Raw genomic sequence first — 25,440 nt, forward strand, 5'->3', positions numbered from 1 at the left:
ATTATGTATTTTAAAGTTAAAGGAACTCGAGATTTATTTGAAAAAGAATCATTAATTTTTGAAAAAATTAGAAAAGTTTTTTTTCAAAAATTAAATTCATATAATTCAATTTTTATAGAAACACCAATTTTTGAAAATTATAATTTATTTTACAGAACCTCAGGTGAAGAATCTGATATTGTAAATAAAGAAATGTATGTTTTTAAAGATAAGTCAAATCGGCAATTAGCTTTAAGACCAGAAGGAACTGCTCCAGCTGTTAGAGCTATTATTGAAAATAAACTTTATTTTAAAAATAAAAAATTTCATTATTTTGGCCCAATGTTTAGATATGAAAGACCACAAAAAGGTAGATTTAGGCAATTTTACCAAGCAGGTGCAGAATTTTTAGGAGAAAAAAATGTTTACCTAGATTTTGAAATCATAAATTTAGCTTTTTGTTTTTTAAAAGAATTAAAAGTAGATGATTTTACTTTAAAAATTAATTATTTAGGAACAAAAGAAGAAAAAAAAGCATACATTAATGCTCTTAAAAAATATTTCCAAAATTATAAAAATGAATTAAGTGAAATTTCATTAAAAAGATTAGAAAAAAATCCATTAAGAATATTAGATGATAAAACAGAACAAGAAAAAGATTTTGTTAAAAAAGCTCCTAAAATTATTGATTTTTTAAATCAAGAATCTATAAGTTATTTTAATGATTTAAAATTACTTTTAAATAAATTTCAAATCCCTTTTGAAAAAGACTATTCATTAGTTAGAGGACTAGATTATTATGATGAAATAGTTTTTGAGTTTGTGTCTACTTCTAATGCTTTAGGTGCTAAAAGTACAATAATAGGTGGTGGAAGATATAATAATCTATTTTCAAATTTAAATGGTCCTGATATATCAGCAATAGGTTTTGCTGTTGGAGTAGATAGAGTTCTTGAAATTATGAAAACAAATTCTGAATTAAATTTTGAAAAAAAAGTAGATTATTTTGTGGCAGTGGTTAATGAAAATGAATATGATTTTTTATTAAAAGTTGTTAATGAATTAAGAAATTTAAAATACAATGTAGAATTTAATAAAAAAGCTTTAAATTTGAAAAAACTTTTTGAGAATGCAAGAAATTTAAATTCAGAGTTTATTGTTTTTATCGAAAAAAATCAAACTAATTCAGAGCTAACAATTAAAAATTTAAAAACATTTGATAAACATATAATAACATTTAATGAATTAAAAAAAATTAAAGGTAAAAATGAAAACAATTAATAATAATCAATTAAGAATAAAAAATGTAAATGAAAATGTTACTTTATATGGCTGAGTGCACAATATAAGAAAATTTAAAAAAATGTTTTTTTTAGATTTAAGAGATAGGTGAGGTATTACTCAAGTAGTTTATGATCCTGAACAAATTAACATTACTTTAACAAAAGAATCTATAATTAAAGTTGAAGGTATTGTTTTAGAAAGAAAAAGCTATAACAACAATATTGCAACAGGTCAAATTGAAGTTTCTGCTTCAAATATTCAATTATTATCTAAATCAAAGGAATTACCTTTTGAAATTAATGATGATATTAATGTTTCAGAAGAGTTAAGATTAAAATATAGATTTTTAGACTTAAAAAGAGATAAGTTAAAAAATAATATTATTTTTAAACACCGTGTATTTAAACATTTGAGAGATTTTTTAGATGAAAATGATTTTATAGATATTGAAACACCTATTTTATCTAAATCTACACCTGAAGGTGCAAGAGATTTTTTGGTTCCTACAAGAAAAGAAGGTCAATTTTTTGCTCTTCCTCAATCACCACAGTTATTTAAACAAATATTAATGGTATCTGGTTTTGAAAAATATTACCAATTTGCAAAAGTTTTTAGAGACGAAGATTTAAGAAAAGATCGTCAATTTGAATTTTATCAACTAGATATGGAAATGTCATTTGTTGATGAGAAAGATATACAAGAATTTGTTGAAAAAATGATGTTTTATCTTTTTGAAAAATTGAATATTAAAATCAAAGTACCATTTTTAAAAATTAATTATGATGATGCTATTGAAAATTATGGTTCAGATAAACCCGATTTAAGATTTGAAAATAAATTAATAAAAGCAGATGAACTTTTTGATAAAAATGAATTTTTATTTAGCAACACAACAACAAAAACAATTTTTTTAGAAAATTATGAAATTAATAAAAAACAATTTAAACATTTAGATGAAATTACAAGAAAAAATAAAGGTAATAGACTTTTATATTTAACAATTAAAAATCAAGAAATAACTTTTGCCTCTTTTAAAATTCAAAATTTTGAAAAAATTCAAAATTTTATTACTAAAAATAAATTTAAAAATGGTACTCTGTTTTTAGTTAATGACACTTATGAAAACACATGTCAGTCATTAGGGGCTTTAAGAAATGAATTAGGAACTATGTTTGATTTGATAGGTGAAAATAAAAATACATATAAATTTGCTTGAATAGTGAATTGGCCAATGTTTGAATATGATGAAGAAGCTAAGCGTTATAGCGCAGCACACCACCCTTTTACAATGTTTCAAGAAGAATCTTTAAAGTTTTATAAAGAAAAACCACATTTAGCAAGAGCGAAAGCATATGATTTAGTTTTAAATGGCTTTGAAATAGCTGGGGGCTCAATTAGAATTAATGATTCTGAAATACAAAAATCAATGTTTGAAATAATTTCTATGACTGAAAAAACAATGCAATCCCAGTTTGGTTTCTTTTTAAAGGCTTTAGAATATGGTGTTCCACCTCATGGTGGGATAGCTTTTGGTCTTGATAGATTAATTATGATTTTAACAAATTCAGAATCTATAAGAGATGTAATTCCTTTTCCTGTGAATTCAAAAGGAATTAATTTAATGATTGATTCCCCTTCAGCCATTACAAAAGAACAACTGGAAGAATATTTTTTAAAAATTAAAGAAAATAAACACTAATAAATAATTATAAAAAAATACTAGGAAATTCATTTTTCCTATTTTTTTATTTTTTTAAACTTTTTTAGTGTAAAAAAACTATTTATAACTGATGAAAAGGAGGGGTGATGAAGGATTTATCTTCAATTTCCTATATAGAAAAAAGAAATTTTGTTGCAGGTCTTTATAACATGCACAAAAAAATAAAATTTAGCCAAAATTTAGAATTAAATTTAGGAGAAAAAATTGGAAAAAATATTCCAGAATCTTTGATTCAAGATATGAAACAAGAATCAACATTTGAAAAAATTATGAAGCTTTTAGAACCTGAATATGTTTTTTTAATTCAAAAAGAATTTGTTGAAAATGATAGAAAATGATTTAAAGATCGTTGATCTAAAACTACTTATTACAAATCAATGAATAAAGCACTAGATAGATTTTTATTTTATTTGTATGGTTAATGTTCCTATTGTTGAAAAACAAAATATTGAAAGTAATGTAATAACAAAAAATATTTCGTTTTTTAAAGAAGTAATTTTAACAAGTGAAAAAAATAATCATAAAATTTTTATAGAAATTAAAAGATACATAAAAGATGATGCTTTTTCTGTTAAAGTAACACATTTTTCAAAATATCCAAAATTTATAAAAATTAACTTATTTGTAAATGATCAAATTATTGACTTGCAAACTACACAAAAATTAAAATATGATGATTTTGCAATTTTTTATTTTCCATTCACAAATATAAAACAAAAATTTTCAGAAATAAAAACAATAAAAGTAATTTCATATAGTGTGATTTTAAATGGCGAAAATGAAGAAGAAAAAAACGAACCTTTAATAACAATGAATTTGACAAAAAATGAAAATTTAAACAAAACAAATGAATTTTCTATAAATAAAGAAATAAATTTTAAAACATTGAAGGTTATAAGGATGCAAAGCATTGTTGATGAATTAGAATACTATAATAATGATTATGATAAAGAATTTTACAATAATGTTTTTTTATTTCCTCGTTCATTAAAGCAAGGAATTCACAATGAAGTGTTGTTTGATGTAGCTGTTACAAATGATATTTTTCAAAATGAAATATTTGAAAGAGATTTTTTGCTAGATGGTTTAGAATTGCAAAATTTACCAATAGAAAACGATGAAATTTTAAAATTAAGTTTTAGTAAAAATAGCGATTTAGAACCAAAATGAATTTTGGGTAAAAAAATAATAGGACAAATTAAAATTATTGATCAAACATATTTTGATATTGAAAAACAAAAAACAGTTAAAGGTATTAATTCTTATTCAAAACCTGGATTTTTAATACCACATAATTTTGAAGGTCTTATTACTTTAAAAAGCAAATTATTTATTAATCATGAACATAATATAGTTTTTGTTAATTTTAGCCAAAAAATTCACAAACCTTTTTTACATAAAAATAATGGAATAGTAAAACTTTTATTATCTTCTTACAGAGAAAAAGAAATAAATGAATTAGACCATTTTTTAATTAAAAATAATAATTTTAAATATGTTTTTGATGAAAACATTGATATTAATGGTTTAAAAAATCTTTACATTAAAAAAGAAGATGAAGAAGATGAAATTACTGAAAAAAATTAAATTTAAATTATTTGATAAAAAAAAATTAATATTTTTTTCTTTATCGATATTGGTTATTTCGAGCATTACATTTATTACTATTTATTTCGTTTATAACAATAAAAATGGTGAACATCAAAAACAAAATAATAATTTAATTAACAATAAAACATTAGATGATGAAAATAGTTCCATGTATTCAGAAAAAGATATTTTTCCTGAAGTAAATCCAAGAGATTATTATGAATTAATTAATGTAGAAAAAGGGGTTGCTATTATTGATGAAAATTTTGTTAGTTTTTTTGTTAAGGATATAATTAAAAGACTTGGAGTATCATTTGGTGACATAAAATTTTATTATAAATTTTTAAATAAACAAAATGTTAAAATTGAATTTGTATGAATTTTTGATGATGAAAAAGTGTATAAAAATTATTATTTTAAAATAGAAAATGGTATAATTACCTAAATTATGAAAAAAATGGTTTTTAGTAAAATTAAAAAATTAACAAATAAAAAATTTGATGAAAATTCATTAATCTCTTCGTTAGGGGTTGATTCATTAGATTTAATTGAATTAGTAACAGAAATAGAGTCTGAACTTAAAATAGAAATATCAGATGAAGAACTTATCCAAATTAAAACTGTTTTAGATGTAATAAATTTATTAGAAATTAAAAGAAAAAATAATTAATGTCTTTAAAAAGCAAAGTTATAGCGCATATAGATATTGATTCCTTTTTTGTTTCAGCTGAAAGAAAATCAAATCCATATTTAATAGACAAACCAATAGCAATTGCATCTAAAAGAAAAAATGCTATTTCCATTTCATTATCTTATGAAATAAAAAAATTTAATATTTCTACTGTGCAACCAATTTCTCAATTACAAAAAAAAATACCTAATTTAGTTATTGTGAACCCTAATATGAATTTATATTTAGATGAATCAGAAAGTTTTTTTAATTTTATTAAAGAAAACTTTAGTGACAAAATTGAAAAATTTTCTATTGATGAGTGCTTTTTGGATGTTACAGATTTTTATAAAAAATTTAATAATAAAGAAAAAATGGGTTTTTATATTAGAGATGAAATAAAAAAGAATTTGAATCTTCCAGTAACTGTAGGAATTTCATTTAATAAATATCTTGCTAAGATGGCAACCAATTTAGCAAAACCTTTCGGTGTGAAAGTATTAGAAAAAAAAGATATCAAAAAAGAAATTTATCCTTTAGAATTGCAAGCACTTCCAGGATTAGGCAGACAATATAGCAAAAAAATATTTAAAAATCAAAATTTAAAAATTAGTGATTTTATAAACTATTGCAAAGAGAATAAAAATATTAATAAAAATTTATTTCATATTTTTCAAAATCTAACATCTATTGGTGATGATAAAATTTTAGTTGAAAAAAAAACAACTAAATTAGTAAGTCGCCAATTTACTTTAGAAAATAATGATAATTATGATGCAAAACACATTTTAGAAATAATAAAAATTTTAGCTTTGGATATCTCTAATAAAATGAAAAGAAATCTTTTATCATCTAATTTGATATTTTTAAATTTTTTAACATTTGAACATGAAAAAAAAGAAAAAAAATTAAAACTTTCTTCATATATAGATGATTTTGAAATTTTTTACAAACATTTAGTTAAAATTTTTAATGCACTTTGAGATTATCAAAATATAAAAAGAATAACTGTTGGTTTTTTAAATCCAGTTTTCAGAAATAATCAAAAAGAAATTTTTACTAAACCAAATTTACAAGATAATAAAGTTGAAAGTCTAATTGAGAAAGTTAATAACCAAATGAAGTTAAATATTTTGCTCACATTAAGACAATTAAAAGAAAATAAAAACAAAAATAAGTTGTAATTCTTTAATATCATTTTTTATAAATTTTATCTCAATACAAAAATCAAAAAATCACAAAGATCATACTTTTTGTGATTTTTTGATGTTTATATATTTTTTATCTCTTTATTTTTTTGGACAAAATAATTACCATTTGTATCAAATATAAAATCATAGCAATTATTTGAACAATTAGAATATAAATAATTGAAGGGCTGTAATTTCCTACTAATATTCAGAATATTTCTCAAGATAAATTGATAAGAAACCCAAAAATTAACATTAATAGTGATATACCTTCAACTTTTCATTTCATTATTCCTTTAATAGTTTGTGGTAAAAATGCAAATGATGTACCTGATACTGCAATTATTGATAATGTTAAATTCAATCATTGAGGTGCGTTTATTTTTTTTGCAAATGCAACAAAATCAAAAGAAATAACAATTATTGATAATAGCACCGATCCAATAACAAAATTAATAAATTTATTTCTCACTTTTTGATTTTTTAATATTAAAATTATAGTTACTTGCAAAATTAAAAAAGAAATAATATTAGCTATTAAAACACTTAATTTTTTTTCAGGGAAAAGAGCACCAAACAAACTTCACATCATTATTGCTACATATAAAATATAAAAACTTAATAAATTAATTTTTGATAATTTATATTTTCAAACTTTGTAAAGTTGTGGCAAACCGAAAATGATTGTTAAAATTGCAGCAATTCAGCCAATGATTACTTCTACCAAACTTTCCATATACAAAACTCCTTTTTTTGTTAAGTATTATACATATTTTTTTGTTTAATAAAAAAATATTTTTAATATGTTAAAATTTAGAAATAAAAAATATATAGAAAGTTCAAACTTATGAAATATAAAAAAATATTATTAAAATTATCTGGCGAAAGCTTAGCAAATAAAAAAGAAAGTTTAGCTATTGATTACAATTTAGTGAAAAATATAGCAAAACAACTAAAAAAAATTTTAGAACTCAAAATTAAAATTGCAATTGTTGTAGGCGGAGGTAATTTCTGAAGAGGTGTTTCTGCTGAAAAAAATGGTATTAAAAGAAATAGAGCAGATTACATAGGAATGCTTGCAACTATTATGAATGGTTTAGCATTACAATCTGGTTTTCAGCAAGAAGGTCTAAATGCAAGAGTTCTTTCTTCTATAAATATTGATAAAAGAATATCTGAATATTATATAAATGAAAAAAGTGTCAAATATTTAGATAACAATGATATTTTGATATTTGTTGGAGGAACGGGTAGACCTTTTTTCACAACAGATACAGCTTCAACATTATATGCATCAGAAATTAAAGCAGATGTTATTTTAGCTGGAAAAAATGGAGTAGATGGAGTATATGACAAAGATCCAAATATATTTCCAGATGCTAAAAGGTATGATAAAATTTCTTATGATGAAGTTATTCAAAAAAATTTAAAAGTTATGGATTCAACTTCTATGTCAATGGCAAGAGACAATAACATCGACATCATAGTTTTTGATATTAAAGAAAAAGATTCTATTTTTAGAGTTTTAGAAGGCAAAATAACATACACAAAGGTGACAAAATAATGGAATTAGAGTTATATTTATTGGAAATAGAAGAAAAATCAATTAAAGTTTTTAACCATTTTGAAAGAGAATTAGCTAAAATTTCTACTGGTAGAGCTAATCCTCAATTAGTTTCATACATAAAAGTTAATTATTATGAAACAATGACACCAATTGAACAACTTGCATCAATTTCAATACCACAAGCAACACAAATTTTAATAAAACCTTTTGATCAAAATATTGTTAAAGATATTTATTCAACAATCATTTCTCAAAATTGATCAGTCCAAACTGTTAATGAAGGAACACAAGTAAGATTGACATTTCCACCACTAACAACAGAAAGAAGAAGAGAATTGGTTAAGAGTTTATCAAAGGTTATTGAGGAAGCTAAAATTGGTATTAGATCAATTAGACAAGAAATTAATAAAGAAATAAAAAAAGACGATGAATTAACAGAAGACCAAGAAAAAAAATATTTAGAAAAAATTCAAGAAGTTGTTAATAAAAAAATTGAAGAAATTAATTTAATAGCAGAAAAAAAAGAAAAAGATTTGATGACTAACTAATGGTTATTAAAACTCATTCCAATATTTTTAAAAGATTATTAATTGTTTTTGTAATATTTGCAATATTTTTACCTATTTTTTTTCTTACTTTACTTGGTAAAGTAGGAAACATTATTTTTTCTATTTTGTGTATTATATTAACTTTTTATGCATTATTTGAAATTTTGCAACATTTTCACAAAAACAAAATATTAACTACTATTTTTTGTTTTTTATCTATATTATTCTTTATCAAAAGAAATAATATTTTTAGTTTTTCACAAGAAATTCTTCTTCATAAAAATAATGAAACTGAAAAAATAAAAAAATATATTGAATATTTAAAATTTGATTGAGAAGAATTTTTATGTATAGCATTGTTAATTTTAGTTGTTACAATAATATATTTTATTAAAGAAAAGAAAACAAAAAACATTTTTTTAAAAAAACTTGTATTTTTAAATTTTATAGTTATTTTTATTCCTGTTGTAGCTGAAGTTATAATTTTAACAAATATCTACAACGTATATTTATCATTAGCATTAATCTTTATATCTGCTTTTGCAGATTCAGCAGGGTATTTTGGTGGCAAATTATTAGGTAATAAAATAATTAAACGGAAATTAGCGCCCAAAATATCACCTAAGAAAACATGGGAAGGATTTGTTTTTGCATATTTATTTTCATTTATTTTTGGATTTTGTATTTTTTATTTCTCCCCATTTTTAAACACATTTTCAAATAAAATATTAATAAGTTTAGTTTTTTCATTAATTTTACCCCTTGCATCTATTTTTGGTGATTTATTTTTTTCTTTAATTAAGCGTTTCTTAAAAATTAAAGATTTTTCAAAAATATTCAAAAATCACGGGGGATTTATGGATCGTTTTGATTCAACATTTTTTGTATTTTTTATTGTTTTTATTTTATTTATTATTTTTAGTTTAATGTTGTTGTAAAATTTTAAAGAGGTTTATACTATGAAAAAAAGTAAAAAAACACAATATTTATTTGCATTGGATTTAGATGGAACAGTTTTATCTAATTCAGCAACTGGTGAAATTCATCCTGAAACTATTGAAGCAATTAAATTAGCAAAAGAACAAGGACATATTGTTTGTATAGTTACAGGTCGTCCATGAAGAAGTAGCAAGCCTATTTATGATTTATTAGAACTTGATACTGTCATTGGAAATTACAATGGTGCTCATATTCACAATCCTAAAGATGATTTTTTTATTCCTAGAATTAAATATTTAAATTTAAATGAAATGCTTTACATTTTAGGTGATAAAAAAGTTAAAAAAGAAATTTCAAACATTGCCATTGAAGGCCCTGGTTGAGTTCAACTTAAAAAAAGAGATGCTGATATTGAAAAAGTTTTTGGTTTCAATCAGTTACCTAAATTTAAAGTTGGTATAAATTTAAACAAAATTCCTTTAAAACCTACAGGGATTATTTTTGATGTTAAAGAAACAACTGATGTTTATGAGCTTAAAACATACTTAGAATCAAAATATGGTGATTTAGGTGAATTTTCTTCATGATCAAAAGGTGAAGGTTTAACACCTGTTTTTGATATTACTTCAGTAGGTGTCAATAAAGCGAAAGTTATTTCATTATTAATGAGATATTACCATATTGATAGAGAATATACAATTAGTATTGGCGATGGTTTCAATGATGTTACAATGTTTTCAGTTACAAATATTGCTGTTGCTATGGAGAATAGTGATCCAAGAGTCAAAAGAACAGCTACAGTAGTTTTGAAAAAAAGTAACAAAGATGGTGGAGTTGGTTATTATATTAAGAAATTTCTTAAATCACCAGAAAAAGAAATGAAAAAAAGTATAAAAATTAGATATTCAAGAGACAATAAAGAAGCTTCTATTACATAATAATTATGATTTCGAATATTGATATAAACAACATAATCGGTTGCGATGAAACAGGGGTTGGTGATTATTTTTCTCCAATTGTTTTTTCATGTGTTTGAATTGATAAAACTCAAAAACACAAATTAGAAAATATAGGAATTACCGATTCAAAAAAATTAACTAAAAATAAAATTCAAGAATTATCTACAATTATTAAAGAAAACTGTTTATCAATAACTATTTCTATAAATCAAGATGTTTATAACCGAATGATTACTGAAAAATGAAATGCAAATGAAATTAAAATGATTGCATACTTAGAAGCTTTTGAAAAATTTTTTAGCGTCAATCATGAGCTTATATCAAATTTAAAACCTACTATTTTAGTTGATCAATTTTCAACTATAAAAAGTATTGAAAAATACATTAAAAAAATAATAGATAATAAAATTGTTCCTTTGAATTATTTTAATGATTTTTCACTTTTGAATTTTGAAACAAAAGCAGAAATTAAATATTTATCTGTTGCTTGTGCTTCAATTTTAGCAAGACAAACTCTTAATATGCTTATGGATAAACAAAATAAAAAATGAAACATGATTTTTCCTTATGGAGCATGAAATGATTTAATTTTAAATTTTACTAAAAAATTTGTTGCAAAACATGGTAAAAAATCTCTCAACTATGTTGCTAAAGTACATTTCAAAAATACTAAAAAAATTTAGTAATAAATAAACATAATTATTCTAAATTAAATTTTTAATTTTTTCTAATAAAATAGCTTAAAATTTGTGCTATTTTATTAATTCTTTTTTATAATGAAATTTAAAATTTTTAATATAATTTTAATGCTATTTTTTACAAGGAGTTTAATAATGTCGAATAAAAATAAATTTTCAGAAAAAAATTTTATTTTTTATGGCCTAAACTATATAATAGGTTTTGGTTTTATCGTAACTATTTCAAGTGTTATTTCTAAAGGCGCTTGAGGAATATTAATTTTTGTTCTCACAGCTTTTATTGCTATGGTTGCTATGCTTTCATATTCAAGAGGAGGGCAAGTTTATGGTAAAGAAATAGGTGGCGCTTATGCTTATGCTAAAAAAGCATTTCCTAAAAATCGTTTTTTTATATTCTGCGTAGGTTGAAATCAATTTGCTCAAGTTCCGCTTTTTGCAGCATCAACTCCACTTTTGCTTTCGAGTCTACTTACAGAATTTGATAAATCAAATCAATTTATTTACCAAATATCATCAATTATACTTTTTGTAGTTGTTACATTAATTGGATTATTTGGTATTCATCTGTCTAAGTGATTTATATTTATAACAAGTTTTTTTAAATGAGTAATTATTTTATTAGGATTTGGAATTGTTGTTTATTTATCTTTTGGTAATTTTTCAATTGCAAAAAGTTTTCAAAGCAATGAAGAAATTTCAATTGCTATAATAGCTTCAAGTATTTTATCCTTCTTTTATGCTTTTGGTGGATTTGAAGGATTAGCAGGTGTTTCTTTAGAAGTAAAAACTAAAAGATTTAAAAAATTATTATTCTTAATTTTTATAATTGTTTTTACATTTTACTTTGTATTTTATTTAGTATTTTTATTTTTAGATAAAGATGTTGTTGAAATAGGAGATGATAGTGTTTCTTTTAGCAAATTATTAAAAATTGTTTTTGGATTAACAGGATCTATTTTATTTATAATAGGAGCACTTTTTAGAAATTTTAGTTCAACACTATCAAGCAGTTTATATTATTCAAGAATTATTGCATCAATGGCAAATGACAATTTTATTCCTAAAATTTTTGCTATAAAAAATAAAAATAATGAATATAAATACTCATTAATGTTTGCAATATTTGTACAAATAATTGCAATGATTATTTTAGGAATCATTCCTTATTATTTAAATTTAAAAGATCAATTTTCAACCATAATTAGTGCAGGAGTGATTGTATTTTTTATGCAATATATTTTCTCAATTTTTTCAATTTTGATAATTTCTAATAAAACAAAAGAAATTAAAATATCTATTTTTGAAAAAATTCTTTATGTAATTGGTATTGTAATTATTTCATTAATAATATTAATTAATATTTTTCCATTTATTGTTAATGAACCCTTTAAAACAACTTCATTATTCAAACTTATTAGTTATGTAGTTGTGATGCTTTTAGGTTTTGCGTTTTGAGCGCTAAATAATTTTGTTTTATCTAAAAAAAATAAAAAAGGACAATTAAATTCAATTGTTGATTTTTAAATATGGATATAGGTTTTAAAAAATTTTGTTTAGAAATAAATTTTGAATATACAAAAGAATTTGAAAAAGTTAGTGTTAAAGAAGTAAAAAAAGAAAATGATATTTATATTGTATTTTTAAAATTTAATCAATTATTAGATATTTTTTTATTTAAAAAATTTTATTTTAAAGTTAGACAACATACCAATATACATTTTGAAATTTATATTGAACTTTTTGATGATTCTAAAAAAAATATTTATATTCAAAATTATTTTGATTTTGCATATCTTTTAGCAACAGAAAAAGAATTTAACTTTTTAGAAAATAAAAAAAATATTTTTGAAAATGATAAATTAATTATTTTTTTTGATTCTATTTTAGAAGAAAATAATTTCATCCAATCAAAAGACAAGGTTTTATTTTATCTAAAGCAATGAGGTTTTAATAAATTAGTTGTTGAAACAAAAATTAATACTAAAAATGATCAAAAAAAAATAGAAGAAAAGAAAAATATTGAACTGCAAGAACAAAAAATACAAGAAAAATTGCAACATCAAACTTCTAGCTCAAACAACTATGAAAATAAAAAAAATTTTTTTAATAGTTATAATAAATATAATTCATTTGTTGAACTAGAAATTGAAGAAGTTTATACAACTGATGAGATTAATGTTTCTTTAAAAGGAGAAATTTTTAAGAAAGAAACAAAAGAGACAAAATCCGGTTTATGAATAACTATTATGTCTATCACCAATTACGTTGAAGCTGTAAAAATTAAAATTTTTTCTAGAACAGATGCTGAAAAAAATAAAGTTAATAGTTTTAAAATTGGGGATAAAATTATTGCTCAAGGAATTTTAGAAAATGATGATTTTACCAAAAGTAAAATTTTAAATTCTAAAAATATTACTGTTTTAAATATTAAAGATGAAATTCCACAAGATCTTGAAACAAATAAAAGAGTTGAATTTTATGCTAAAACAAACATGTCAACTATGGATGGTTTAGCTAATATTGAACAATATGTAAAAAGAGCTGAAGAATTTGGACATCAAGCTATTGGAATTGCTGATTTAAATTCTGTTCAAAATTTTCCTAAATTTTATGATGTAAGTAAAAAATTCAAAGTTAAACCTATTTATGGTTCATCATTTAATGCTTTAAATAGTGATTTAAGTGCAATTATAAATTCAGATGATAGAAATTTAGCATCTTCAAGATATATTATTTTTGACTTGGAAACAACAGGTTTAACTGCTAAATTCCATGAAATAATTGAATTTGGTGCAGTTATTTTAGAAAATAAAAAACTAGTTGAAACAATTCAATTTTTTATCAAACCCACCAAACCAATACCAAAACAAATTACTGATCTTACGAATATTACAAATGAAGATGTAGAAAATGCTATTTCACAAGAAGAAGGAATTAAAAAAATTAGAGAAATATTATCTAGTGGGATAGCTGTTGCACATAATGCTTTTCAATTTGATATCAATGTAGTAAATGAAAAAATTTATGCTTTTAATTTAGAAGAATTAAAAACTCCTGTAATTGACACATTAGTTTTAAATCATATTTTATTTCCAAATAGAAAACGTAATGACTTAGAAAATATAGCTCAAAAATTAAATATAAATTTTGATTCAACTTTAAACCATAGAGCTGACTATGACGCTAAAATTCTTGCCCAAATTTGACTAGTTTATTTAGAACAATTAGAAAAAAACAATGTTTTTACAGGTAAAGATTTAGCACAATTCACTTATCCTACAATTTTTTCACATTATTCAAAAAATGATCGAAATGAAATGTCAATTTATGTTAAAAATCAAAAAGGTTTAAAAGAATTGTTTAAATTAATTTCTTTATCATCTATTGACAATTTTTATGGGGGTCCAAAATTATTTATTGATAAGTTACCTAAAAGTGAAAATTTATTTTTTGCTTCAGGTTCAACTACATCAAGAATAATCCATAAATTAATTTATGGAACAACCAAAAGTTTAATTGATGAAATAAAATATTATGATGTTATTTTTATTCCACCGCCTCGCGCTTTTAGCCATCTTGTAAAAAGACAAATTATAACTTTGAATAATGTTAAAAAAGCACTAAAAAATTTAATTGAAAATGCTAAAAAATTAAACAAAATAGTTATAGCTATTTCTGACTGTAAATATTTAGATGTAAAAGATAAAATTTTTCATGAAATATATATAAATGCTAAAGGTTTAGGTGGTTTGAGACACTATTTATATGATAGAAGAGACAAAGATCCAGATTATCCATTACAAAATTATTTGTCTACTACTGAAATGTATAAAGAATTTCAATTTGTTGGTGATGTAAAAATTATTGAAGAAATCGTTGTTACTAATTCAGCAATTTTAGCTAATCAAATACAACCTGTTGAAGTTATTAAAAAAGATTTATATTCACCAACATTTGACAATTCTAAAGAAAATTTAAAACAATTAGTATATAAAACTGCAAGAAATATTTATGGTGAAACTCTTCCACAAATTGTTGAAGAAAGACTCGCAAAAGAACTTGTGCCAATTATGGAGCATGGTTTTCATGTTGTATATTGAATAAGCCATAAGTTAGTTTCAAAAGCTAAAAATGATGGTCATCTTGTTGGTTCAAGAGGTTCTGTTGGTTCATCATTAGTTGCAACTATGGCAGGTATAACTGAGGTAAATCCCTTAGTTCCACATTACATTTGTAAAAAATGTAAGTTTTCAGAATTTTTTGAAGATGGAACATATCAGTCAGGTTTTGATCTTCCAGATAAAAACTGTCCTAACTGTAGTACAGCTTTAACTAAAGAAGGACAAACTATTTTGTTTGAAACTTTTTTAGGATTTAATGCAGACAAAGTTCCTGATATTGATTTGAATTTTTCAGGGGAATATCAACCTATTTTACAAGAAGAGATTAAAAAAATGTTTGGTGAAAACAAAGCTTTTAAAGCTGGTACTGTTTTAAGTAATAAAGAGAAAACTATTTATGGATACATCAAAAGTCATTTAGAAATTACAAATAAAACATTGTCACCAGAATTTATGGATTTTTTATCTAAAAAAGCAAGTGGAACCAAAAGAACAACAGGACAACACCCAGGTGGTGTTATTATCATACCAAAAGAATATGATATAGAAGATTTTACACCTATCAATTATCCAGCAAATGATACATCTTCAAATTGAAAAACAACTCATTTTGATTATGATGCATTGCATGATAATTTACTTAAATTAGATATTCTTGGACATGATGATCCAACTGCGATAGAAATGTTAGAAAAATTAACTAATATTAAAGCTAGTGACATCCCAACTTCTGATCCTAAAATTGTTTCTTTATTTTCTTCAACTGAAGCATTAGGAATTAAACCAAGTGATATTTTTAATGAAACAACAGGAGCAATGGGAATTCCTGAATTTGGGACATCATTTGTAAGAGGAATGTTAAAAAGCGCAAAAGTTAATAGCTTTGCTGATTTAGTTGCAATTTCAGGATTGTCACATGGAACAGATGTGTGAACTAATAACGCTGATCGTTTAATTAAAGAATTAAAATTGTCTTTTAGAGATATTGTTTCTTGTCGTGATGATATTATGGTTTTTTTAATTCAAAAAGGAATTAAACCATACTTAGCTTTTCAAATTACAGAAAATGTAAGAAAAGGTAAATCTGTAAGTCCAGAAAATGAAAAAATTTTAAGAGATAATCAAATCCCAGAGTGATATATAGAATCAATGAAAAAAATTAAATATTTATTTCCTAAAGCACATGCTGTAGCTTATGTTATGATGGCATGAAGAATTGCTTATTTTAAGTTATATCATCCGTTAGAATATTATGCAACTTATTTTACAACTCGAGCAGATGTAATTGATATTGAAACACTTATTTCTGGAGAAGAATTTGTTGCTAACAGAATAAATGAACTTAATAAGAAAAAAAATAATGCTAAAGGTGCTGAATTAAAGGTAAAAGAAAAAGAATTGATTCCTATTTTATTAATAGCAAAAGAAATGTTCGCAAGGGGTTATAAAGTTGAAAATGTTAGCTTAAAAAATTCTAAAGCTAAAACATGAATTATTAATCATGATAATAAATCATTAATTCCTCCATTTATTTCTATTGATGGTTTAGGAGAAGTTGTGGCTACGACTTTAGAAAAAGAAAGAAATGAAAAGTTTTTTACATCAATTCAAGATCTTAAAAAACGTGTTTCTTTAAATAAAACATTATTTGAAAAATTAGTAGAAATGAAAGTTATAGAAAATTTAAAAGAAAGTGATCAATTTGCATTGTTTTAACTTTGAAAAAAAAATAAATGGTTTATAATCTAACTATAAGTAAAATATACTAAAAGGTTGCGTTAGCAGCCTTTTATTATCATAAAGTATATATTTTGATTAAAATAGGAGAAAAATGCAAAAAAACATTTTATTTTTTAAATCTTTTAAAGAAATTTCCAATTCTAAAAACATTAATATTGAAGAAATTATAGATATTTTAAAAGAAATTTTTAAAAAAACTATTACATCTAGAATTGACCCTGATTCTGAAATTGATTTATTTGTTGACCTTGAAAATAATGATTTAAGGATTTTAAACCACAATTTTACAGTTGTAAGTGAAGAAGAATTTGAAGAGGAATCAAAACAAGAAGGCTACAAATTATATTATACAACAAAAGAAATTGCAAAAAGTAGAAACAATCTAGTTGTTTCAGAAGGTGATGTTAATGTAACAATGGAAATTGATCCAAAAGACATCCCAAAAGATATTTTTATTTCAATAAGACAACAATTTACACAAAAAGTGAATGAAATTTCTAGAGAAAAAATTTATAAAAAATACCATTCATTAATTGGGCAAGTTGTTAAAGCTAAATTTATTTCTGCTAAAAAATCAGGTAAAACTTACGAAATTATAGAAGATGGAACATTAGCTTTTATGCCGAATTATTTATCTAGCTCTAAAAAAATCGAAGATACATTAAATAAAAATTCATTAAACATAGAAGATGTTTATATTTTTGATGCTCTTGAAACATCCAAAGGTAGTCAAGTTATTATTTCTAATACATCTAATAAAATTTTGTTTGATATTCTCCAAAAAGAAATTCCTGAAATTACAACAAATGAAATCAAAATTGATAAAGTGGCTAGAATTGCAAATGAAAGATCTAAAGTTGCTGTTTCTGCAGTAAATGAAGAAAATGTTCCTAATATTTTAGGTGCTATTATTGGTCAAGGTGGAAATAGAATAGAAATAATTTCTCAACATTTAAATGATGAAAAAATTGATGTTGTTTTGTATTCTAAAAATAAAGAAACTTTTATTTCTAATTCACTAGCTCCTGCAAGAGTAGTTTCAATAATTTCACAAGGACCTAAAAAAACTAAATATAAAGTTGTAGTTCCAGACTCACAACATACTTTAGCTATCGGGAAAAAAGGAATCAATGTTTTACTTGCTGCAGAATTAGTTAATGCAAAATTAGATATTATGTCTTATTCTGAAGCAATAAAAGAACTTGGCAGTGACAAAATTGTTTGAAATGGTAACATTAGTGATATAGATGAATTGAATCAAATTGAAGCTGAAGCAAAATCAAAAACTGAAATATTACAATTTAAAAACAAATCTAATAATAGAAATAAAAACAATAAAATGTTTACTTCATATTTGATGGAAGAATTTGATAAAGAAATTGAACAATTTAATGAAGATTTCAAATTTAGTAGTGATTATACTTATAGTTTTAGTGAAGATGAATTAGAACTTGATGAAACAGAAGAAACACAACAATATTTTGAAGAAGAAATTATTGCTGATGAGCCAGAACGTGAAATCAAAAAAGAAATTTTTACTAAAGAAGATATCCAGCAAATTAATAAAGAAATTAAGAATTATAAATATGATAATGATTTAAATGAATTTGCAGGTGTTAAAGAAATAGATATTAATTGAGATGATGAAGATTGAGGAGAAAACTAGTTTTTGAAAAAACAATATAAACGTAAATGTATTGTTACAAATAATATTATTTCAATTGATGAATTATTAAGATTTTCAATAAATAAAAACAAAGAAATAAGTGTTGATTTTCATAAAAATCTTCCTGGCAGAGGCGCTTATGTCACAAATAAAAAAGAAATCATCGAAATTTTGTTCAAAAAAAAGTTACTAAATAAAGCTTTTAAAAACAACATTCCAAAAGAAAAATATGCAAAATTAATGGAGGAAATTTTTAAAAATGAGTAAAAAAGATAATATTAAGAAAAAAACCAATCAGCAAACTATAAAAAATCAATTCAATACTGTCAAAGTGGAATTAAAAAATGGTGTTTTTAATTTTACAGGTCCTATGACAATAGCTGACTTTGCAGAAAAAATTAATAAAAATGCAAAAGATATAATAATGCTATTTTTTAAAAAAGGTAAAATGTACACTCTAAATTACACATTAAATGAAGAAGAAATTGCTGAATTATGTATTCGTTATGATTTTGATTTTCAAAAACATTCTGAACTAAATGCTTCAAATTTTATGGATGAAATAAAAATTGAAGATGAAGAAGATGAATTAGAAAAAAGACCTCCTATTATTACTATTATGGGTCATGTTGATCATGGTAAAACAACTTTATTAGATAAAATTAGACAAACAAATGTTGTTGACAGTGAATCCGGTGGAATCACTCAACACACAGGGGCATATCAAATTGTTTATGATAAAAGAAAAATTACTTTTCTTGATACACCTGGCCATGCTGCTTTCGCTGAAATGAGAGCTCGTGGTTCTAAAATAACAGATATTGTTGTTTTAGTTGTAGCAGCTGATGATGGTGTTATGCCACAAACAATTGAAGCTATAAATCACGCCAAACATTCAAATGTTCCAATCATTGTTTTTATTAATAAAATAGATAAACCAATTAAAGATGTAGAAAAAATTAAAGCAGAATTATCACAATATAATATTATGTCTGAAGAATGAGGTGGTGATAACATTTTTGTTCAAGGTTCAGGACTTACAGGTAAAGGTATTAATGAATTATTTGAGGCTATTAATTTACAAGCTGATATTCTAGATTTAAAAGCTAATAAAAATCGTGAAGCTATTGGTGTAGTTATTGAATCAAAATTAGAAAAAGGAAGAGGAGCTGTTGCAACTTTAATAATCCAACATGGAACATTAAATAAAGGTGACTTTATAGTGGCAGGTTCCAAATATGGAAGAATTAAAACTTTGGAAGATTCCAATGGTAGACCACTAAAAAAAGCTAAACCAGGTACACCTGTTGTGATAACTGGACTCAATTATGTTCCTTTAGCAGGAAACAGAATTTTTGCTTTTGATAATGAGAAATTTGCTAAGAATTTAGCAAAAGATAAAGCTATCAGTGATAAAGAAAGTATTTTAAAAGAAAAGAAAATCATGATTGATAAAGATGGTACAAAAATTTTAAACTTTATTATTAAAGGTGATGTTTATGGTACCACAGAAGCAGTTAAAAATGCTTTAGAAAAATTAAAAAATGAAGAAGCTCAAAGTCAAGTTGTTCATTCAGGAGTTGGTGAAGTTACTGAAAATGATATTCTTTTAGCTAAAACATCAAATTCTATTATTTATGCTTTTAAAACTACAGTTTCAGCAGCAGTTAAGGAAAGAGCGCGTGAATCTGGTGTGGAAATCAAAGAATTTGATATTATTTATAAAATCATAGAAGATGTACAAGAAATTTTAAATAAACTTAGACCTCCTAAATTTGTAGAAGAAGTAATTGGAGAAGCTTTAATTTTAAAAATATTTTATTATTCTAAAGTTGGAAATATTGCAGGTTGCAAATTATTAACAGGTAAATTTAAAGCTAAAACAAAAGTCAAAGTTATAAGAAAAAATAAAGTAATTCATGTTGGTGAACTTGATTCATTAAGAAGAACAACAGATGATGTTAAAGAAGTTTTGGCAGGTAATGAATTTGGTTGTCACATTTATAAATTTAATGATATTGAAGTTGATGATACAATCATAGCTTATGAACAAGTTGAGGTTAAAGAATAATGTCTTCTATTTCAATAAGAAAAAAAGAATCTCACTATCATTTGATTTTATCACAAATTTTTCAAGAAGAATTTCAACACTCAGATGTTATTGGTTTGACTATTACAGAAGTAAGATTATCTAATGATGGTTCACATTTAAAAGTTTATTTATCTTTTGAACAAAGAGAAAAAAAAGGTTTAATTGCTGTTGATAATGCAAAAGCTTTTATTAGAAGAGAATTAGCTCATCGCATCAATGCTAGAAGGGTGCCTGAATTGCATTTTTTTATTGATGAAGTAGCTGAATATGCAAATAAAATAGAAAATATTCTTCAACAAATAAAGGAAAAAGAAAATAAATAAAAGTGCATTAAGCACTTTTTTTAATAAGATTTTAAATGGGTTATAGTGACATACCATAAATAATAGTGTAATATAACAATATTATAAATAGCACTAAAAAAACAGAAATAACTATTCCGAAAGATTTTACATTTTTTATAAAAATGAGTTTATTATCTTTTATGTTGTTATCTTTTAGTATAGTTTTGTCTCTTTTTATTGTATAAATAAAAGCAAAAATAAAAGTAACTAATAAAATTGTTACTCAACTTAAAAGGAATAAAGAAAAAACAAATGATTTTTTTGGAAAATCATCAGCATTTTGGAATATCCTAAAAATTACGTATAAGAATTTAAGAAACATTTTTCACCTTTTTTATATATTTTTTATTATAAAAATTTATTTTTTAAAAAGTAACAATTTTATTTATTTTGATTTGTTGAATAATAATTTATAAAATCATCAACAAAAGTTAAAAAACTGTTTGTTCTTTCAATAATAAATTTTTTTATTTTATCTTCTTTATATAATGTTTTAATACTAAAAAAATTTTCTCCTATTTCTCATAATTTATCATGAAAAACAATTCATTTATAACCGCTTACAATAATTTCTTTATTAAACTTCCAATTTTTATCAATAAAATGAATTTTATTAATATTTTCATCATGAAAATATATATACAATTCTAGATAATCAAAAATTAAAATATTACATATTTTATTATTAATTGTATGTAGTTTAAAAGAAATTAATTCCAAATTTTTTAAAAGAAAAAATTTTTCATTACCCTGAAAATATTTTTTAATATTGTTTTTTTCTTTTATAATTGTTCAATGCAAATTATCAAATTCTCAAGGTTTCAATTCTTCTATTTTAATAATATTTTGAAATTCTTCTTTATGTTCTTCAAAATATTCAGATAAGAAATCTTTTCTTAATTCAAAATTAAATAATCTTTTTTTATTTTTAAATTTTAAAAGATTTTTATTTTTTATTTTTTTATCATTTTTAAATATAATAATAAACATTAAAGAAAATATCAAAATTAGAAGTGAAATAACAGAGAAAAAACACAATATAATAACTTTTAATGAAAATGATTTTATGTTTTTATTAGCTGCATCATAAATAATTAATGAAACAGCAATAACAGTAATAATTAAAACAAAAATAAGTGATAACACAGAAAGTAATATAAAAAGGGCAGTTAAATTAGAGACTATTTCTTTCTTTCTTTGAATTTTTATCAAACATTTATTATTTTTTTGTTTAGCACACAATCTTGAGTTTCAATTTATTTTTTTATTTTTCATTAGTTATATGAAAGTAGTATAAGTCATTCACAAAAGAAGCGGCTGTAACAATATAATCTAAAATGTTTATAATTGTTCCTATAGGCGAAGCTCAAGCAGTGGCTAGTAATGCCACTTTTTTTGTACCTACTTTATTGCTTATACTAACAATTTTTTGGTTTATTTTTTTAACTAAATTTATTTGAGTTAAAAAATTTAAATTTCACTTTTTTTTAGTAAATTTAGAAATTAAAAGAAATCCATTTTTAGTATTATTTTTTATATAATTAAGAATTTTGTTTTGAAATACAGCACCTTGTGGTGTGGATTGAAAAAATTTAAATATTAATAATTTATCTCATTTAATTTTATGAGTTTTAATTTCTTTTTCTAATTTAGATATTAAATTGTTAATTTTCATTTTAGTCCCTTATTTTCATTTTAGTTAATAATTTAATTATATTACTAAGTAAAGAAATTTTTTATTTTTGATTTATTAGTCTTTTATAAAGTGTAATGTTCTATAATATTATCAATAAATTTTAAAAATATGTAAGTTTGATTTATCACAAATTTTTTTATTTCAGATTCGCTATAAATTGTTTCGATTTTATAAAGATGATTTTGCTTTTTTAATGTTTTATAATTAAAACTTACAAATTCTATTTTTTTAATTTTTATTTTTTCAGCTAATAATCAATCTGGAAAATTTATGTCTTTTTTTTCATCATTTTTTTCTTTATAAAAAAACGTTAAATCAAACCTATTTCAAATTAAAAAATGATTTATTTCACCATTATAATTTTCAATTTTGAATAAGTTGTAGTTAATATCTTTTAATAAAACAGTTTTATCAGAAAAAATCTTTCTTTTATAACTAGGATTATAAAGCAAAATTGTTTTCTTCAAAAAAAATCATTGTTCATTAGTTAATTCGGATGAAGTTACTTCATTAATAGATTTAATATTCTTAAATTTTGATTTATATTCTTCAAAATATTCAACTAAAAAATTTTTTTTGATTTGAAAAGTAATTTCACAATTTTGACTTTGGCACAAGAAAAAATTTTTTTTATTTTTCTTTTTTTCTTTATAAATAATGACTTTAGTAATTATAAATAACAAAATACCAAAAATACCACTTAAAGACAACATCAAAATATTTTTCAATGTTACAAAACCAAAAGATTTATATTCTTTAAATACTTTATCTATTGAAATCACAAAAATAATGCTAGAAGAAATTAAACAAGAGATGTAAATAATCAATAAAAAAAGATAAAAAAAAGCTTTTCAGTTATTTTTATTACTTATTAGTGAAAAATTCAATAAACAAATATCATCATCATCATCAACATCAATAGGACATATTCTTGATTTTCAATCTATTTTACTATTCATTTAAATACTCTATATCATTAATTGCAGAACCTATTGTTAATATGTCATCCAAAAAAGAAATAAATGAAGAAATTGGTGATGCTCAAGTAGTACTTATTAATAATGTTTTTTTTAAAGAAATTTTTGTTGTCATTTTTGATATGGCTTGAACAATTTTTTTTGTAATAATATTATTTTTTGTTAGCATTGCACTTAAAAAACCATTATTAATTTTAAACAAATTTTTTTTAGAAAAAAAACTAGCAAATTTTTTTAAGACTCATTCAACTGATTTTCCAGTACTTTCAAAAATAAACTTATGAAATTCTTTAGCTTTTTCTGTAATACTAAAAAATTTATATATGTCTTTTAAACTTAATTGAATATTTGTTTTTTGTAATTTTTGTTTTAATTCAGAAATTATTTTTTTTGTTTCAATTTTATTTTTAAAATTTTTTTTAATTTCTTGAATTTTTTCTGAATTTAAAAAATTTTCAATTTCATTAATATTGTTCTCAATTTCATTTTCAGTTTTTTTACCTTCCACAGAAAAATAAGTCATTATTCCTGCTTGTATACCTGCAGCAACAGAATGTGCTATTGTTATCCCAAAATTAAAAAAAGATGCAGTAGTGTATGTAGCGGCAATAGCTCAAGCAGCAGCAGTTAAAACAATAGAAAGTCCATTAAAAATTTTTATATTTTTTAAATAATTTTTAAAACTTTTATTTTTGTTTTCTAATTTTTTTATAAAATCTACAACTTTATTTATATCATTTTCAGCTTCTTCTAAAAAATTAATAGTTTTATTTATTTCATCATCACTTAATACAAAATTATCATTTTCAATTATTTTTTTATCTTGATTTATTTGTGTATCTTTTTCTTCTATGTTTTCATTGTTTATAAATGTTTTTTCTGTTAAATCATTATTTTTTTTTTCTTTTAATTTGAATGGCCCTCACTTATATTGAGAGTAATCAAATTTAAAATTTTTTATAACATCTTTTATTTCTAATTCATTTGTTAAATTACTTAATTTTATTTTGCTTGTTATGTCACTTATTTTTATTTCACCTTTTAAAATACCTTTTAAATTATTATTAAATTCATTTTCAAAATTTATTTTTTCATTTTCATTTAACATATTTTTTTCTAGAAAATATTTTCGTTTATTTTTTAAGTCTATTTCAATAAAATTATTATCAAAACTATATTCTTTAAGATTAAATTTTTCTTTTGTCATATGATTTGATAAATTCTCATAAAATTTTTGAATTATTACTTTTTTGTCAGTGTCATTTGTTTCTATTCCGCTTATAAAACCATATATATATTTAGTGATTAATTCAAATTTATTTAAAGAATCTTTATTATTTAAAATGTTTCTATACAAGTTATTATTTATAAATCGACTTGCTAAATTTTCACCTACATTATTTAAGAAGAATTCATGTCTTTCCTCTACTTCTTTTTCACTTTTTTTCATCAAATATTCACCATAAGCTTGTGGTGTTAAATTAATTATTCCCCCATCACCTTCCATCACTGTTTTATATAACATGCCTTTGTCTTCTAAAGAACTGTCTTTTCTTAACAACATAGAACTTTCCTCTATTGGGGCTATTGTAGCTATTGCAGGTGTTAAATCAGTTTTTAATATTAAATTGCTAATTTTCATCTTTTATTCCTTTTTTGA

At 22.6% G+C, this 25,440-nt stretch carries 23 protein-coding genes; 18 read left to right on the forward strand and 5 right to left on the reverse strand.

What is annotated here, in order from left to right; genetic code table 4:
- The first annotated feature begins 3 nt into the window (after positions 1-3).
- From hisS to EXC65_RS03900, 7 genes are all read left to right on the forward strand, one after another.
- Positions 4-1,260, forward strand: coding sequence for a histidine--tRNA ligase (gene hisS, locus EXC65_RS03870; protein WP_129720171.1), 1,257 nt, complete (start codon positions 4-6; stop codon positions 1,258-1,260).
- A complete protein-coding gene (aspS, locus tag EXC65_RS03875; protein ID WP_129720172.1) occupies positions 1,247-2,962 on the forward strand; it encodes an aspartate--tRNA ligase in 1,716 nt (571 codons plus the stop codon). Before hisS ends, aspS begins: the two co-directional genes overlap by 14 nt.
- Positions 2,963-3,069: 107 nt before the next feature.
- Positions 3,070-3,405: an MG284/MPN403 family protein gene (locus EXC65_RS03880; RefSeq protein ID WP_129720173.1), complete on the forward strand. Its 336-nt coding sequence runs from the start codon at positions 3,070-3,072 to the stop codon at positions 3,403-3,405.
- A complete protein-coding gene (locus EXC65_RS03885) occupies positions 3,398-4,570 on the forward strand; it encodes an MHO_1580 family protein (RefSeq protein WP_129720174.1) in 1,173 nt (390 codons plus the stop codon). Before EXC65_RS03880 ends, EXC65_RS03885 begins: the two co-directional genes overlap by 8 nt.
- A complete protein-coding gene (locus EXC65_RS03890; protein ID WP_129720175.1) occupies positions 4,548-5,018 on the forward strand; it encodes an MHO_1590 family protein in 471 nt (156 codons plus the stop codon). Before EXC65_RS03885 ends, EXC65_RS03890 begins: the two co-directional genes overlap by 23 nt.
- A gap of 3 nt (positions 5,019-5,021) precedes the next feature.
- The gene (locus tag EXC65_RS03895) at positions 5,022-5,243 is read left to right on the forward strand and encodes a phosphopantetheine-binding protein (protein WP_129720176.1); all 222 of its coding nucleotides are present in this window, start codon (positions 5,022-5,024) and stop codon (positions 5,241-5,243) included.
- Positions 5,243-6,427, forward strand: coding sequence for a Y-family DNA polymerase (locus EXC65_RS03900; RefSeq protein WP_129720177.1), 1,185 nt, complete (start codon positions 5,243-5,245; stop codon positions 6,425-6,427). The genes EXC65_RS03895 and EXC65_RS03900 overlap by 1 nt, the downstream gene beginning before the upstream one ends.
- Before the next feature lie 97 nt (positions 6,428-6,524).
- Here EXC65_RS03900 and EXC65_RS03905 read toward each other — a convergent pair whose 3' ends face one another.
- Positions 6,525-7,169, reverse strand: a complete 645-nt coding sequence (locus EXC65_RS03905) for a PQ-loop domain-containing transporter (protein ID WP_129720178.1) — start codon at positions 7,167-7,169, stop codon at positions 6,525-6,527.
- A 111-nt stretch (positions 7,170-7,280) separates the two neighbouring features.
- Between EXC65_RS03905 and pyrH the strand changes: the two genes are divergently transcribed.
- The 11 genes from pyrH to rbfA all read left to right on the forward strand — a co-directional run bounded on the left by pyrH (position 7,281) and on the right by rbfA (position 21,086).
- Positions 7,281-7,997, forward strand: coding sequence for a UMP kinase (gene pyrH / locus EXC65_RS03910; RefSeq protein ID WP_129720179.1), 717 nt, complete (start codon positions 7,281-7,283; stop codon positions 7,995-7,997).
- Complete coding sequence (frr, locus tag EXC65_RS03915; RefSeq protein ID WP_129720180.1) at positions 7,997-8,548, forward strand: ribosome recycling factor; 552 nt, start codon at positions 7,997-7,999, stop codon at positions 8,546-8,548. Before pyrH ends, frr begins: the two co-directional genes overlap by 1 nt.
- Positions 8,548-9,486: a phosphatidate cytidylyltransferase gene (locus tag EXC65_RS03920; RefSeq protein WP_129720181.1), complete on the forward strand. Its 939-nt coding sequence runs from the start codon at positions 8,548-8,550 to the stop codon at positions 9,484-9,486. The genes frr and EXC65_RS03920 overlap by 1 nt, the downstream gene beginning before the upstream one ends.
- Before the next feature lie 21 nt (positions 9,487-9,507).
- Positions 9,508-10,425 (forward strand): Cof-type HAD-IIB family hydrolase, encoded by a 918-nt coding sequence (locus tag EXC65_RS03925; protein WP_129720182.1) that lies wholly within the window; start codon positions 9,508-9,510, stop codon positions 10,423-10,425.
- 5 nt (positions 10,426-10,430) lie between these two features.
- Positions 10,431-11,129 carry a ribonuclease HIII gene (locus EXC65_RS03930; RefSeq protein ID WP_129720183.1) on the forward strand — a complete coding sequence of 233 codons (699 nt, stop codon included), beginning with the start codon at positions 10,431-10,433 and terminating at the stop codon, positions 11,127-11,129.
- Between the two features lie 150 nt (positions 11,130-11,279).
- A complete protein-coding gene (locus EXC65_RS03935; RefSeq protein WP_129720184.1) occupies positions 11,280-12,668 on the forward strand; it encodes an APC family permease in 1,389 nt (462 codons plus the stop codon).
- Between the two features lie 2 nt (positions 12,669-12,670).
- A complete protein-coding gene (locus EXC65_RS03940) occupies positions 12,671-16,981 on the forward strand; it encodes a PolC-type DNA polymerase III (RefSeq protein WP_129720185.1) in 4,311 nt (1,436 codons plus the stop codon).
- A 115-nt stretch (positions 16,982-17,096) separates the two neighbouring features.
- The gene (locus EXC65_RS03945; RefSeq protein ID WP_129720186.1) at positions 17,097-18,671 is read left to right on the forward strand and encodes a NusA N-terminal domain-containing protein; all 1,575 of its coding nucleotides are present in this window, start codon (positions 17,097-17,099) and stop codon (positions 18,669-18,671) included.
- A 3-nt stretch (positions 18,672-18,674) separates the two neighbouring features.
- Positions 18,675-18,938 carry a YlxR family protein gene (locus tag EXC65_RS03950; protein WP_129720187.1) on the forward strand — a complete coding sequence of 88 codons (264 nt, stop codon included), beginning with the start codon at positions 18,675-18,677 and terminating at the stop codon, positions 18,936-18,938.
- Positions 18,931-20,742, forward strand: a complete 1,812-nt coding sequence (infB, locus tag EXC65_RS03955; RefSeq protein WP_129720188.1) for a translation initiation factor IF-2 — start codon at positions 18,931-18,933, stop codon at positions 20,740-20,742. Before EXC65_RS03950 ends, infB begins: the two co-directional genes overlap by 8 nt.
- A complete protein-coding gene (rbfA, locus tag EXC65_RS03960) occupies positions 20,742-21,086 on the forward strand; it encodes a 30S ribosome-binding factor RbfA (RefSeq protein WP_129720189.1) in 345 nt (114 codons plus the stop codon). Before infB ends, rbfA begins: the two co-directional genes overlap by 1 nt.
- 402 nt (positions 21,087-21,488) lie before the next feature.
- Here rbfA and EXC65_RS03965 read toward each other — a convergent pair whose 3' ends face one another.
- From EXC65_RS03965 to EXC65_RS03980, 4 genes are all read right to left on the reverse strand, one after another.
- A complete protein-coding gene (locus EXC65_RS03965; protein ID WP_165001352.1) occupies positions 21,489-22,382 on the reverse strand; it encodes a hypothetical protein in 894 nt (297 codons plus the stop codon).
- The gene (locus tag EXC65_RS03970; RefSeq protein WP_129720191.1) at positions 22,372-22,782 is read right to left on the reverse strand and encodes a hypothetical protein; all 411 of its coding nucleotides are present in this window, start codon (positions 22,780-22,782) and stop codon (positions 22,372-22,374) included. The genes EXC65_RS03965 and EXC65_RS03970 overlap by 11 nt, the downstream gene beginning before the upstream one ends.
- 83 nt (positions 22,783-22,865) lie before the next feature.
- Complete coding sequence (locus tag EXC65_RS03975; RefSeq protein ID WP_129720192.1) at positions 22,866-23,762, reverse strand: hypothetical protein; 897 nt, start codon at positions 23,760-23,762, stop codon at positions 22,866-22,868.
- Positions 23,755-25,422, reverse strand: a complete 1,668-nt coding sequence (locus EXC65_RS03980) for a hypothetical protein (protein ID WP_129720193.1) — start codon at positions 25,420-25,422, stop codon at positions 23,755-23,757. The genes EXC65_RS03975 and EXC65_RS03980 overlap by 8 nt, the downstream gene beginning before the upstream one ends.
- Positions 25,423-25,440: the final 18 nt, after the last annotated feature.

It is taken from the genome of Mesomycoplasma neurolyticum, from assembly GCF_900660485.1.
In the GTDB taxonomy this organism is placed as follows: Bacteria; Bacillota_I; Bacilli_A; order Mycoplasmatales; family Metamycoplasmataceae; genus Mesomycoplasma_A; species Mesomycoplasma_A neurolyticum.